General features: G+C 34.7%; 13 protein-coding genes. 8 read left to right on the forward strand and 5 right to left on the reverse strand.

Features of this window, described 5'->3' with window-relative positions:
- The 4 genes from GJJ64_RS11645 to GJJ64_RS11660 form a co-directional block, all read right to left on the reverse strand.
- A complete protein-coding gene (locus GJJ64_RS11645) occupies positions 1 to 699 on the reverse strand; it encodes an SDR family NAD(P)-dependent oxidoreductase (RefSeq protein WP_154287960.1) in 699 nt (232 codons plus the stop codon).
- Position 700: 1 nt separating this feature from the next.
- Entirely contained in the window at positions 701 to 1402 is a 702-nt protein-coding gene (folE, locus tag GJJ64_RS11650) for a GTP cyclohydrolase I FolE (RefSeq protein WP_229655532.1), read from the reverse strand.
- Positions 1365 to 1778: a 6-pyruvoyl trahydropterin synthase family protein gene (locus GJJ64_RS11655; protein WP_154287962.1), complete on the reverse strand. Its 414-nt coding sequence runs from the start codon at positions 1776 to 1778 to the stop codon at positions 1365 to 1367. Before GJJ64_RS11655 ends, folE begins: the two co-directional genes overlap by 38 nt.
- Before the next feature lie 71 nt (positions 1779 to 1849).
- The gene (locus GJJ64_RS11660) at positions 1850 to 2137 is read right to left on the reverse strand and encodes a TIGR03643 family protein (protein WP_154287963.1); all 288 of its coding nucleotides are present in this window, start codon (positions 2135 to 2137) and stop codon (positions 1850 to 1852) included.
- Positions 2138 to 2178: 41 nt separating this feature from the next.
- On the opposite strand from GJJ64_RS11660, the gene GJJ64_RS11665 reads away from it, so the two are divergent.
- The 7 genes from GJJ64_RS11665 to GJJ64_RS11695 all read left to right on the forward strand — a co-directional run bounded on the left by GJJ64_RS11665 (position 2179) and on the right by GJJ64_RS11695 (position 11803).
- A complete protein-coding gene (locus GJJ64_RS11665) occupies positions 2179 to 2331 on the forward strand; it encodes a DUF2256 domain-containing protein (protein ID WP_154287964.1) in 153 nt (50 codons plus the stop codon).
- A 37-nt stretch (positions 2332 to 2368) separates the two neighbouring features.
- Positions 2369 to 3709 (forward strand): DASH family cryptochrome, encoded by a 1341-nt coding sequence (locus tag GJJ64_RS11670; RefSeq protein ID WP_154287965.1) that lies wholly within the window; start codon positions 2369 to 2371, stop codon positions 3707 to 3709.
- A 42-nt stretch (positions 3710 to 3751) separates the two neighbouring features.
- Complete coding sequence (locus GJJ64_RS11675; protein WP_154287966.1) at positions 3752 to 5287, forward strand: cryptochrome/photolyase family protein; 1536 nt, start codon at positions 3752 to 3754, stop codon at positions 5285 to 5287.
- An 81-nt stretch (positions 5288 to 5368) separates the two neighbouring features.
- Entirely contained in the window at positions 5369 to 6268 is a 900-nt protein-coding gene (locus GJJ64_RS11680) for a MerR family transcriptional regulator (RefSeq protein ID WP_154287967.1), read from the forward strand.
- A 91-nt stretch (positions 6269 to 6359) separates the two neighbouring features.
- Positions 6360 to 9164, forward strand: a complete 2805-nt coding sequence (locus GJJ64_RS11685) for a 2-oxoglutarate dehydrogenase E1 component (RefSeq protein ID WP_154287968.1) — start codon at positions 6360 to 6362, stop codon at positions 9162 to 9164.
- 29 nt (positions 9165 to 9193) lie between these two features.
- Entirely contained in the window at positions 9194 to 10726 is a 1533-nt protein-coding gene (odhB, locus tag GJJ64_RS11690; protein WP_154287969.1) for a 2-oxoglutarate dehydrogenase complex dihydrolipoyllysine-residue succinyltransferase, read from the forward strand.
- 69 nt (positions 10727 to 10795) lie between these two features.
- Positions 10796 to 11803 carry a hypothetical protein gene (locus tag GJJ64_RS11695; protein WP_154287970.1) on the forward strand — a complete coding sequence of 336 codons (1008 nt, stop codon included), beginning with the start codon at positions 10796 to 10798 and terminating at the stop codon, positions 11801 to 11803.
- A 58-nt stretch (positions 11804 to 11861) separates the two neighbouring features.
- Here the strand turns inward: GJJ64_RS11695 and GJJ64_RS11700 are convergent, their stop codons facing one another.
- Positions 11862 to 12281, reverse strand: a complete 420-nt coding sequence (locus GJJ64_RS11700; RefSeq protein WP_026904117.1) for a nucleoside-diphosphate kinase — start codon at positions 12279 to 12281, stop codon at positions 11862 to 11864.
- 108 nt (positions 12282 to 12389) lie between these two features.
- Here GJJ64_RS11700 and GJJ64_RS11705 point away from each other — a divergent pair, with 108 nt between their 5' ends.
- Positions 12390 to 13400, forward strand: a complete 1011-nt coding sequence (locus GJJ64_RS11705; protein ID WP_154287971.1) for a DHH family phosphoesterase — start codon at positions 12390 to 12392, stop codon at positions 13398 to 13400.
- Positions 13401 to 13494: the final 94 nt, after the last annotated feature.

Here is a 13494-nt window from a genome sequence, read left to right on the forward strand (position 1 = left end):
TTAAAATGATTTTAAAGTAGACATTCCGCCATCAATACCTATAACCTGCCCAGTTATCCAAGAACTTTTTTCTGATAATAAGAAATTGGCAGCTTCTGCCAGTTCTTCTGCTGTTCCGATTCTTCCTAAAGGGTGTCTTTTTTCAGATGCTTCTCTTCTTTCTGGTGTAGCTAATAAGCCGGCAGCCAAAGGCGTATCCGTTAAAGAAGGCGCTAAAGCATTTACTCTTATTTTGGAAGCCGCAAATTCTGCCGCTAGTGAAACAGTTAAGCCTTCTATTGCACTTTTGGCCGCTGCTATAGATGCATGAAAACCCATCCCGGCTTTAGCAGCTACAGTGCTAAATAGCAAAATACTAGCTTGTTTGGATGCTTTAAGCTGTGGTAATACTTGCTGTATAACTTTTACAACACCAATAACATTTACTTCGTAATCTTTTCTAAAATCATCTGCTGTAAGTCGGGCAAATGGCTTTAGATTTATAGTTCCAGGGCAATAAGCTAAACCATGGATGGTCTCAGGTAAATGGTTTTTTAAAACAGTAACATCACCTAAAATATCTAGTTCAACAAATGTTGCTTCTAAAGGTAATTCGCCCCTATGTCTAGAAACAGCGGTAACATCATGCCCATCAGCAATTAGTTTTTTTACTAATTCCAAACCTATACCTGTACTACCACCAATTACTAAATAATTCATATTATCCTATATGTTTTAAAAATTCATTACGGGTGTCAATATCTAAGAATTTGCCACCATACTCTGCAGTTACAGTAGAACTTTGCACATCTTTAATCCCTCTTGATGATACGCATAAGTGGGTAGCGTCAATTACAACAGCTACATCCTCTGTACCTAAAGCTTGCTTTAACTCATTAGCAATTTGCATAGTTAAGCGCTCTTGTACTTGTGGTCTTTGTGCATAATATTGTACAATACGGTTTAGTTTTGATAAACCAATTACTTTACCATTACTTATGTAAGCTACATGTGCTTTTCCGATAATTGGAACAAAATGGTGCTCGCAATTACTGTATAAAGTAATATTCTTTTCAACCAGCATTTGATTGTATTGATATTTGTTATCAAACAGCTTCATATCTGGTTTATTAGCCGGGTTTAAACCTTTGAAAATTTCTTTTACATACATTTTGGCGACTCTTTGCGGAGTACCTCTTAGGCTATCATCTGTTAAATCAAGACCTAAAATATCCATGATATGTTTGAAGTGGTGTGCTATCTGTTCTATTTTGATATCATCATCTAAATCAAAAGCGTCTTCTCTTAATGGTGTATCATAAGAGGTTCCAATATGTTCATCGCCTAAGGCGTCAAATTGGCTTAGTACATCTTCTTTTAGGGGTTTAAGCTGGGTACTCAACATAGTTTCTTTCAGTTTCAAAAAGTGTAACATAAAGATCTAGCGCAGTATCTAACTGTGCTCTTAATATATTCCATATAACCATGGCAATATTTTCTGCAGTAGGATTCAAATCTTTAAATTCTTCTACATCTAAATTGAGGTTCTTATGGTCAAATTTTTCTACAACATGGTCTTGGATGATGTCGGATAAAATTTTCATATCTACCAAATAACCTGTTTGTTCATCTGGGTAACCAATTACCTTTACAATAAGTTCATAGTTATGTCCGTGGAAACTGGGATTATTACACTTTCCAAAAACTTTTTTATTTTCTTCATCGCTCCAAAGCGGATTATGAAGTCTGTGTGCGGCATTAAAATGTTCTTTTCTGTAAACGGCTATTTTCTGTTTCATTGTTAGTCTAACATCAAGGATGTTGTTTTGTTTAACTTTTATAGATATTTCTTAAACAAATGTACGATAGATTATCGCTTAGAGATTTTATTTAATGTAATTTGACGTTGTAATGAACATTTAAAGCGGTTTACACCCTGCTCTCTTTTCTTTTGATGTTTGATAGAAACTTGATGGGCTCTTTCTCTCCAAAGCCTCCAGCTTGATGGTTTAAGTTCTCTTCTCATCAAACGGATAACATCTTGCTCTTTTAATTTAAATTGATATTCTATGGCTTCAAAAGGAGTACGGTCTTCCCAAGCCATTTCTATAATTCTATCTATATCGGCTTGACTTAAATTTTTAAAATTTTGTTTCATCAGTGATTAAACATCTTAAGCAGTCTATTGTTTATTTCCTCATGAAGAACAAAAGCGGTAAAATTGTTAGCAAAGCCCATTTACCTGCTAAGCTTTGTGTAGTTTGTAATAGGCCTTTCTCTTGGCGTAAAAAGTGGGAAAAATGTTGGGAAGAAGTAAAATATTGTTCAGAACGTTGCCGAAATATGAAATAATAACCAAATTGCAGGCATTTTAAATATAAACCTTGACATGAGTGGTAAAACGATATTAGTATGGTTCAGGAACGATCTACGTATTCATGATAATGAAATACTACTTGAAGCTACATTAAAAGGTACTAAAATTGTTCCTGTTTACATTTTTGATACTCGTTATTATACACAAACGGTTTATCAAACTCAAAAAACTGGGGTATTTAGAGCACAATTCACTATAGAAAGTGTTACTGATTTAAGACTCTCTTTACAAAAACTAGGCGGAGAATTATTGGTTTATACGGGTATTCCAGAGCAAATAATCCCAGAAATAGTTAAAAAATATCAAGTTGATGAGGTTTATCATCATAGAGAGGTAGCATCAGAAGAAACCAAAATTTCTTCTTTGGTTGAAGATGCGCTTTGGAAAAGCCAAATTAACTTAAAGCATTTTATTGGGCATACCTTATATCATAAAGAAGATTTACCTTTCCCTATAAAAGATATTCCTGATGTATTCACCAAGTTTAGGAAAAAAGCAGAGAAGGAAGGCCAAATACGCTCGGTATTTGCTACGCCAGAAAAAATTATAGTTCCAAACAATTTAGAACAAACAGAAATCCCATCACTTCAAGATTTAGGTTTTGAAGAGTTTCAGCCAGACCAACGTAGGGCTATAAATTTTATAGGTGGTGAAACTGAAGGCTTAAAAAGATTGAACTATTATTTGTGGGAAACAGATTTTCTAAAGCAATATAAAATCACCAGAAATGGTTTAATTGGTGCCGATTATAGTTCTAAACTATCTCCATGGCTTTCTGCAGGATGTGTATCACCAAGAGAAGTTTATTGGGAAGTAAAGAAATATGAGAAAGAGCGTGGAGCAAACGACTCTACTTATTGGTTGATTTTCGAATTGATTTGGAGAGATTACTTCCGTTTTATGTTCAAAAAACATGGAACCCAATACTTTATACAAGAAGGTGTAAAGGGTAAATCTCAGGACTTAGCGTCTAATCAAGAAGAATTGTTTGAGAAATGGAAGGCTGGTAAAACTGGAGTACCTTTTGTGGATGCTAATATGAGAGAACTTAACCTAACAGGGTTCATGAGTAACAGAGGCCGTCAAAATGTTGCTTCTTATTTGGTTAAAGATTTAAAAGTAAACTGGACCTTAGGGGCAGCTTATTTTGAGGAAAAACTCATTGATTACTCTCCTTCAAGCAATTGGGGTAATTGGGCTTACGTTGCTGGTGTAGGAAACGACCCCCGAGAAGACAGATATTTTAATATCCCTAAACAAGCCAAAGAATATGACCCTAAAGGGGAGTATGTTAAATTATGGCTTCCAGAACTATCTGAGCGTGGTGTAGAAACTGTACACGAAAATTACTAAAGAATTTAACAAACTAATACAATTGTAAATTGTATTAGTTACATGTCTAAAACCTTAAGGTTAATTTTAGGAGATCAACTTAATACACAACATCCATGGTTTGCTGATAAGCAAAAAGATGTTACGTATGTGATGATGGAAATCATACCAGAGCAATTGTATGTGAAGCATCACATCCAAAAGATTATTGGTTTCTTTCTCAATATGAGGCATTTTGCCTTAAGCCTTAAACAGCAAGGGCATCATGTAATTTACTTTTACCTTGACAGCGCAGAAAACCAACAAGATTTTAAAGAAAACCTACTTTGGCTGAAGCAAAAACTTAGCATTAAAAAGTTCGAGTATCAGTTACCTGATGAAGTAAGACTTGATGAAGTTTTAAAAGAAATCCAAAAAGAATTTAAAGAAAGTAAAGTTTACGATACCTATCATTTCTTAACTTCAAGAAATGAGGTAAAAGACTTCTTTAGAGGTAAGAAACAGTATTTGATGGAGAATTTTTATCGCTATATGCGAAAAAAACATCAAATATTAGTAGATGATAAACAAAACCCAATTGGTGGTCAATGGAACTTTGATGCCGAGAATCGGAAAAAATATGATGGTAAAGCTCCTTTAAAAGATGCTCTTCTATTTAAAAGAGATGTAACCGAATTGGTTGCTTTGCTAGATAAATTGCAAATACCTTATTTCGGAGGAATCAATAAAAAGGAATATAATTACCCCGTTGGAAGGCAAGAAGCTTTTGCCTTACTAGACTACTTTTGCCAAGAGCTTTTGCCTGCTTTTGGTACTTACGAAGATGCTATGTTAAAAGAGCATGTAACACTTTTTCATTCCAGATTATCTTTTATACTGAATTTAAAAGTTATTAGCCCTTATGAGGTTGTACAGCAAGTTGTTAAATATTGGGAGTTACATCAAAATAGCATTACCATAGCTCAGGTAGAAGGTTTTACAAGGCAGGTTATAGGCTGGCGAGAGTATATGCGTGGAATCTATTGGGCAGAAATGCCCGACTTTAAAGAGAAAAATTTCTTTAATTACAGTACTTCTTTACCAACATGGTTTTGGGATGGAAAAGTAAAAATGAACTGCTTAAAGCATTGCATATCAAACTCTTTAGAGCATGCTTACGCACACCATATACAACGCTTAATGGTTATTGGCAATTTTACATTGTTAGCAGGTATACATCCTAGTGAGGTAGATAATTGGTTTTTAGGTGTTTACACGGATGCTGTAGAATGGGTGCAAATTACCAATACCAGAGGGATGAGCCAATTTGCAGATGGAGGAATTGTTGGAAGTAAGCCCTATGTATCATCAGCCAATTATATTGATAAAATGAGCAATTATTGCAAGGGCTGTTTTTACGATAAAGCTAAAAGACATGGGAACAAAGCTTGTCCGTTTAATAGTTTGTATTGGAACTTTTATATAGCGCATGAAGATAAGCTTAGAAGCAATCAGCGAGTTTCTATGATGTATAAGCTTTTAGAAAAAATTGAGCCTGATGAAAAAGAAAAAATTACAGAACAAGCAAAAAAATATTTGGAAAATCTAAACAGCTTGTAAATTTGTATTTGTTTAAACAAATTTAACATAAGCTTGTTACTGCATTAACTCTAAAGCAGAAGTAGCTATAAAACAGGTAAGGTGAAAAGATTTTCTATTAGTGATATTGAGAACTTAACTGGTATAAAAGCCCATACAATAAGAGTATGGGAACAGCGTTATAATTTCTTTACTCCAAAACGTACCGAAACGAATATCCGTTATTACGATGATCAGGATTTGTGCATGTTCTTAAACATTGCCACATTAAATGAGAACGGGTATAAAATCAGTAAGATTTCTAAAATGAATAGTGAAGAAATTAATCAACTGGTTGCTTCTCTTAAAGAAAATCATTACAACACCAACATTCAGGTTCAAATGCTTTCTAATGCCATGTTAAAAATGGATGATGATGAGTTTGATGAGATTTTAGGCGCCTGTATTAGAGAAATGGGGATGGAAGCAGCAGTTTCCGAAATCGTTTTCCCTTTTTTAAGAAAAGTTGGTTTTATGTGGCAGGTAGGAACTATTAATCCTGCACATGAACATTTTGCTACCCACAAAATAGAGCAAAAAATTATCTATTGCACTACTCAGTTTAACAAAAAAATAAACAAGCAAGGTAAAAGGTATTTGCTTTTTTTGCCTCCAAATGAGCACCATCAAGTAGGGCTATTATTTGCACAATACATGTTAAGAAGTAATGGTCACCACGTTTTATATTTAGGACAAAACCTTCCTTATGATAGTCTAACAGAGGTTGTTAACTATTATGAGCCCGATTTTGTGCTGTCAGTATTAACCGTTCTAAATACCGATACGGATGTTGATGATGCTATCACTAAAATAAAAGCTGCTATAGGTGAAATACCTCTTATCCTCACAGGCAGTTTAATCACCAACCAAGAAACAAACAAATCTCAGAAAATCATTATCGTAAAAAATATTGCAGAGTTTGCAAGTATCATAGAAAAGTTAAATATGAGTATAGCTTCTTAATTTCAAATAATTATTTGAATATTTAAGCCTTTAAATTAGTGGTTTACAAACCTATTTTTTACTTTTGCCCCTTATAAAGAATTAGTTTTTAATGGATAGTTTTTCATACCTAAGTAACGCAGATTCAGCCTACATAGATTCCCTTTATCAATCATATAAAGAAGATCCTCAATCAGTAGATTTTGGCTGGCAAAAATTTTTCGAAGGATTTGATTTTGGTCAGCAGGCTGCAGACGGTAGCAGCACCGAAAACGTATCTGTAAATTCAACTCCAGATCATGTATTAAAAGAAATTAATGTTTTAAACATGATTAATGGCTATCGTACAAGAGGCCATTTATTTACCAAAACAAATCCAGTAAGAGAAAGAAGAAAATATTATCCTGGAAAGGGTATAGAAACTTTTGGTTTTACCGATGCTGATTTAGATACCGTATTTAATGCGGGTGTAGAAGTTGGTTTAGGTCCTGCAAAACTAAGAGACATTTATCAATTATTAGAAGATACTTATTGCCAATCTATAGGTGTAGAGTACAGATACATGCGTAATCCTATCAAATTTAAATGGTTTGAGGAGCGTATGGAGTCTTGTCGTAACTTACCTAACTTTGATACAGAGAAGAAAAAGAGAATTCTACAAAAACTTAATCAAGCTGTGGTTTTTGAGAGTTTCTTAGGGACTAAGTTTTTAGGTCAGAAACGTTTTTCTTTAGAAGGTGCAGAATCTTTAATACCAGCTTTAGACTCTGTTATAGAAAAAGGTGCCGATTTAGGTATCCAAGAATTTGTTATTGGTATGGCTCACCGTGGTCGTTTAAATGTTTTAGCCAATATTATGGGTAAAACTTACAAAGACATTTTCTCTGAGTTTGATGGCAAATACAATAAAGATTTACCTTTTGGTGGTGATGTTAAATACCACATGGGTTTTTCTACCGATGTAGAAACCTCTAACAATAATAAAGTTCATTTAAGTCTTTGTCCTAACCCTTCTCACTTAGAAACCGTAGGTGCAATTGTAGAAGGTTTATCAAGATCTAAAATGGATATGAAATATGGTAGCGATTATAAAAAAATTGCTCCAATTTTGATTCATGGTGATGCCTCAATAGCCGGTCAAGGTTTGGTTTATGAGGTATTACAAATGGCAAAGTTAGATGCTTACAAAACAGGCGGTACTATCCACTTAGTTATCAACAATCAAGTAGGTTTTACTACTAACTTTAAAGATGCCCGTTCATCAACTTATTGTACAGATATTGCAAAAGTTACTTTATCTCCAGTATTCCATGTAAATGGAGATGATCCTGAAGCGGTAGTTTATGCTATCAATATGGCGATGGAATATCGTCAGCGTTTCCATAATGATGTATTCATAGATATCCTATGCTACAGAAGATATGGACATAACGAGTCTGATGAGCCAAGATTCACTCAGCCGCTTCTTTATAAAACGATAGAAAAGCATCCAAACCCAAGAGAAATTTATGTTGAAAAACTTAAAGCTGCTGGGGCTGTTGATGCCAATTTGGCTAAACAAATGGATAAAGAGTTCAGAGATCTTTTACAAGAAAGGTTAAATGAGTCAAAAGAAGATGAAGGTGCACCAATTAACCCTGTTTTTTCTGGCGCATGGACAGAAGTAAGGTTCTCTAAAGAAGAAGATTTTGTGTCATCTCCTGACACTAGCGTAGATAAAGATACTTTCTTGAAAATAGCTTCTAAAATTACCGATTTACCAACCGATAAGAAATTTTTATCTAAGGTAGACCGTTTATTTAAAGAGCGTAAGAAAATGGTTGAAGAAACCCATGTTTTTGATTGGGCAATGGGAGAGTTAATGGCTTACGGTACTTTAGTTAACGAAGGTAATAGGGTAAGAATTAGCGGTCAAGATGTTGAAAGAGGTACATTCTCTCACCGTCATGCCGTGGTTAAAGTAGAAGATTCTGAAGAAGAATATACTCCATTAACGCATGTTTCAGAAAAACAAGCTCCTTTTGAAATTTACAACTCACACCTATCAGAATATGGTGTATTAGGTTTTGAGTATGGTTATGCTATGGCAAACCCTTACGCTTTAACCATTTGGGAAGCTCAGTTTGGAGATTTCTTTAACGGAGCTCAGATTGTTGTAGACCAGTACATATCATCAGCAGAAACCAAATGGCAAAGAGCTAATGGTTTGGTAATGTTATTGCCACATGGTTATGAGGGGCAAGGTCCAGAGCACTCTTCTGCAAGGGTAGAGCGTTTCTTAGAGCTTTGTGCAGAGTATAACATGAGCGTTGTAAACTGTACAACACCAGCTCAATTTTTCCATGTATTACGTCGTCAATTAAAAAGAGAAATTCGCAAGCCTTTGGTGGTATTTTCACCTAAGAGTTTGTTAAGATATCCAAAATGCGTTTCTCCTTTAGAAGATTTTACCAATAATAAATTCCAAGAAGTAATTGATGATGCATCAGCGAAAGCTAAAGATGTAAAACGTGTTTTAATTTGCACTGGTAAAATTTATTACGATTTACAAGAGGAGAAAGAAAAATTAAATAGAAAGGATATTGCTATCGTAAGATTAGAGCAAATGTATCCTACTCCTTTTGCGCAGTTAGATAAAATCAGAGAGAAATATAGCAATGCTGAGTTTATCTGGGTACAAGAAGAGCCAGAAAATATGGGTGCTTGGCCATTCATCAGCAGAGTGTTTAGAAAATCTAAATTTGATTTTGATGTAATTTCTAGAAAACCTAGCAGTAGCCCTGCAACAGGTTTCGCTAAATTACATTTAGCAGAGCAAGCGGCTATTGTAGCCAAGGCTTTCGAGATAAAAAACACAGAGCAAGTTAAAGAAGTAGTAAAAAAAGCGTCGACCGCTAAAACTGCTAAAGTAGATTAATCATATATCAAATATATAATAGCGTATTTATGAGCTTAGAAATTAAAGTGCCTGCAGTAGGCGAGTCTATAACTGAAGTGATCCTTTCCAGATGGATCAAATCTGATGGAGATCATGTAGAAATGGATGAAGTTATTGCAGAACTAGAATCAGATAAAGCTACATTTGAGCTTACTGCAGAGGGTGCAGGAGTGTTAAAAACTATTGCAAAGGAAGGCGATACCTTAGAAATTGGCGCTTTAGTATGTAAAATAGAAGGTTCAGATTCTGCTCCGGCTAAAGAAGAGGCTTCTGTTGAAGTTGCTAAAGAAGAAGCGGCTCCTGCAGCAGCACCAGCTTCCACAGGTGGTGGTGTTGTAGAAGTAAAAGTTCCAGCAGTTGGAGAGTCAATTGCAGAAGTTACTTTAACCAAATGGTTAAAAGCAGATGGTGATGAAGTGGCTATGGATGAGGTAATTGCAGAATTAGAATCTGATAAAGCAACATTTGAGTTACCAGCAGAAAGTGCAGGTGTTTTAAAAACTATAGCTAAAGAAGGCGATGTATTAGAGATTGGGGCTTTAGTAGCTTCAATTAGCGGTTCAGCGGGTGTTTCTGCAAAAACTGTTTCTTCTACACCTGCAGCAGCACCGGCAGCAAGTTCAGCAAAAGCTGAAGGCGCTTCTTATGCAGATAAAACACCTTCTCCGGCAGCAGCCAAAATTTTAGCAGAAAAAGGTATCAGCCCTAGCGCAGTAAGCGGAACTGGTGTTGGTGGCAGAATCACGAAAGAGGATGCTAATAACGCTCAAGCTGCTAAGCCAGCAAGCGCTCCGGCAAAAGCAGCAGCTACTAGTCAGCCAAGTACAACAACATCTGGCGATAGAGTAGAACGTCGTGAAAAAATGAGTTCGCTAAGAAAAACTATTGCTAAGCGTTTAGTTTCTGTTAAAAATGAAACGGCTATGTTAACTACTTTTAATGAAGTTAATATGGCGCCAGTAATGGAGCTTAGAAAAAAATATAAAGATCAGTTTAAAGAAAAACATGGCGTAGGTTTAGGCTTTATGTCATTCTTTACTAAAGCTGTTACAGAAGCATTAAAAGATTTCCCTGCGGTAGGTGCTAAGATAGATGGCGATGAAATTGTTTATAGTGATTTTGCTGATATCTCTATAGCGGTTTCTGCACCTAAAGGTTTAGTTGTACCTATTATTAGAAATGCAGATAAAATGTCTTTAGCTCAGATAGAGAAAGAAGTTATCAGCTTGGCTACAAAAGCAAGAGAAAACAAACTGACTATTGAGGAAATGACAGGTGGTAATTTCACTATTACTAATGGTGGTATTTTTGGTTCTATGTTATCTACCCCTATTATTAATGCGCCACAATCAGCTATATTAGGTATGCATAATATTGTTGAGAGACCAGTTGCAGAAAACGGACAAGTAGTTATCAGACCAATTATGTACGTAGCTTTGTCTTATGACCATCGTATTATTGATGGACGTGAGTCTGTAGGTTTCTTAGTAAGAGTTAAGCAACTTTTAGAAGACCCAGCAAGATTATTATTAGGTGTTTAAGCCTTTTCAATAAACTAAAGAAACCTCTGGAGAAAATTCCAGAGGTTTTCTTTTTTAGTGAGCAAATTTATGAGCATCAAAAAGTATTTAATCGTTTCTGTTCTAATCTTAAGTTCTTTAAGTGGCTTTGCACAGCAATTAGAAACCAATTTTAATTTCCACGGTTTTGCAGATAATAGAGAATATGCAAAATCAGGGCGATTATCTCAAACCATATTTGGTGCTCGTTTCTCTCCAGAAATTGGTGCTCTACTAGATAGTACACATCGTTTAAGAATTGGGGTAAATCTATTACACGAATTTGGTTCTTCTCAATTTATAGAAAAAGTAAATCCTGTTATCTACTATCAATACCAAAAAAAAGCTTGGGATTTTTATTTAGGGGCTTTCCCAAGGGTGAATTTATTAGATGATTATCCGCGTATTCTTTTGAACGATACCTTAAATTATTTCAGACCCAATATAGAAGGGATGTTGGTGAAATATGAAACTGCGAAGTTTAAACAAAATATCTGGATAGATTGGACAAGTAAGCAAACTAACCAAAACAGAGAGGCTTTTCTTTTTGGTTTTTCTGGAAAATACCAGCCGGGTAAATTTTTTATTTCTCATTATGCTTATATGTTCCATAATGCTTTTTCTAAAATGCCACCTGCAAATCAATATTTACAAGACAATGGGGCTGTTTTGGTACAATTGGGTTTAGATCTAGGCAAACCTCTATTTCTTGATTCTTTAACAATTTCAGCAGGAGCCATGGCTTCTATAGAAAGAACCAGAGGTTTAACAGGTATAGAAATACCAAAAGGTTTTATCAGTAATGTATATTTAGCTTACAAAAAGTTTGATATACAAAATACTTTTTACGCAGGTCAAGGTCATTGCTTAATTAATGGGGATAAGTTTTATACCTCTGATGTTTATGACCGTTTAGATATTGGTTTTACACCTATTATGTTTAAGAATATCCAAGGTAAATTTATTTGTTCTTTACATTTTGTAGATGGTGTAATTGATAGTCAACAAGCTTTTTCTTTAAGATATAACCTGTTTAATTCTAAAGCTCTAAAAAAGTAAGTTCATAAAAAAAGAGCTTTAGGATGATACCCAAAGCTCTTTAAATTGTTTTGTTAGATTAAAATCTCTCTGAAGCATTAAAGAAGAAATTACCTTCGATTAAAGCGTTATCATCAGAATCAGATCCGTGTACTGCGTTTGCATCTATAGATTTTGCGTATTTGTTACGGATAGTTCCTGGCTCTGCTTTAGTTGGGTCTGTAGCGCCAATTAATTTTCTGAAATCTTCTACAGCATTATCTTTTTCAAGAATAGCAGCTACAATAGGTCCAGAAGACATAAAATCAACTAAATCTTTGTAAAAAGGACGCTCTTTATGGATTTCATAAAATTTACCAGCAAGCTCTTCACTTAAACGGGTATATTTCATGGCAATAATTTTAAATCCGGCAGATGTAATATCATTCAAAATAGCACCAATATGTCCGTTTGCAACGGCATCGGGCTTAATCATTGTAAAAGTTCTGTTAGTAGCCATATTTGTTTTTGAATTTGACCGCAAAAATACGTTTAAAATCTTAATGTAAAAGCTATAGCTCTTTAATTTGTTGGTAATTATGTAACTTCGCAATTATTAGATTTTTGGATGATTGATATAACCGCTATTAAAGCGCTGCTTGCTGAGCCCCGACGAATTGTAATTACTACTCACCATAAACCAGACGGAGATGCCATGGGTTCTTCATTAGGTTTGTATAACTATCTAATCCAAAAAGGACACTTTGTTAAAGTTGTTTCCCCTACGGATTATCCTTACTTTTTACAATGGCTGCCTAATAATCCAGAAGTTATCATTTTTACAGAAAAGCAAGAGGAAAGTAAGAAATTAGTTGCCGATGCCGAGCTTATTTTTTGTCTTGATTTTAATGCTTTATCGCGTATTAATGAATTAGGAGATGAAGTAAGAAAATCATCAGCAATTAAAATCATGATAGATCATCATTTAGAGCCAGAAGGTTTTGATGATTATCGTTATTGGAATATTGGTGCTTGCGCTACCGCTCAGTTAGTTTATGACTTTATTGTAAATGAGTTAGAGGAGAAACAATACATCAATAAGGATGTAGCTACATGTTTATATACTGGTATCATGACAGATTCTGGCTCATTTAGATTTCCTACCGTAACATCCGGCTTACACCGCATAGTTGCAGATTTAATTGATGCAGGAGCAGAAAACTGGAGAATTCACCAGCAAGTATATGATAATGCTACAGAAGGGCGTTTAAAATTCTTAGGATATTGCCTAAGTAATAAATTAGAAGTTTTTAGAGAATACAATACAGCTTTAATTAGTGTTTCTAAAAGTGATATTGCTAAGTTTGATATTCAAACAGGCGAAACTGAAGGGATAGTTAATTATGCTTTATCAATAAACGGAATAAAATTAGCGGCATTTATTGTAGAAAGATCAGATAGGGTAAAGCTATCTTTACGTTCTACCGGAGATTTTCCAGCAAATGAAATTTGTAAAAAATATTTTGATGGCGGAGGTCATAGAAATGCTGCAGGTGGCCATTCTGAAGAAAGCCTAGAGCATGTAGTGCAAAAATTTAAAAGTATATTGCCAGAATACAAAAAGCTATTGCTACTATAAGAAACATAAGTTTATATTTGGCAGCAATTTTTTATATATTCAAGCATTAAAAACAGATAAACGATTATAAAATAATAAAGGGCAAGCATTTTGC

Origin of the sequence: Pedobacter puniceum (assembly GCF_009674685.1) — a bacterium.
GTDB lineage: Bacteria > Bacteroidota > Bacteroidia > Sphingobacteriales > Sphingobacteriaceae > Pseudopedobacter > Pseudopedobacter puniceum.

Excerpts from the sequence above, each read along its gene's own strand:
- GJJ64_RS11645 (WP_154287960.1), bottom strand. The coding sequence starts at position 699 with ATGAATTATTTAGTAATTGGTGGTAGTACAGGTATAGGTTTGGAATTA.
- GJJ64_RS11655 (WP_154287962.1), bottom strand. The coding sequence starts at position 1,778 with ATGAAACAGAAAATAGCCGTTTACAGAAAAGAACATTTTAATGCCGCA.
- GJJ64_RS11660 (WP_154287963.1), bottom strand. The coding sequence starts at position 2,137 with ATGAAACAAAATTTTAAAAATTTAAGTCAAGCCGATATAGATAGAATT.
- GJJ64_RS11665 (WP_154287964.1), top strand. The coding sequence starts at position 2,179 with ATGAAGAACAAAAGCGGTAAAATTGTTAGCAAAGCCCATTTACCTGCT.
- GJJ64_RS11670 (WP_154287965.1), top strand. The coding sequence starts at position 2,369 with ATGAGTGGTAAAACGATATTAGTATGGTTCAGGAACGATCTACGTATT.
- GJJ64_RS11675 (WP_154287966.1), top strand. The coding sequence starts at position 3,752 with ATGTCTAAAACCTTAAGGTTAATTTTAGGAGATCAACTTAATACACAA.
- GJJ64_RS11685 (WP_154287968.1), top strand. The coding sequence starts at position 6,360 with ATGGATAGTTTTTCATACCTAAGTAACGCAGATTCAGCCTACATAGAT.
- odhB (WP_154287969.1), top strand. The coding sequence starts at position 9,194 with ATGAGCTTAGAAATTAAAGTGCCTGCAGTAGGCGAGTCTATAACTGAA.
- GJJ64_RS11695 (WP_154287970.1), top strand. The coding sequence starts at position 10,796 with ATGAGCATCAAAAAGTATTTAATCGTTTCTGTTCTAATCTTAAGTTCT.
- GJJ64_RS11700 (WP_026904117.1), bottom strand. The coding sequence starts at position 12,281 with ATGGCTACTAACAGAACTTTTACAATGATTAAGCCCGATGCCGTTGCA.
- GJJ64_RS11705 (WP_154287971.1), top strand. The coding sequence starts at position 12,390 with ATGATTGATATAACCGCTATTAAAGCGCTGCTTGCTGAGCCCCGACGA.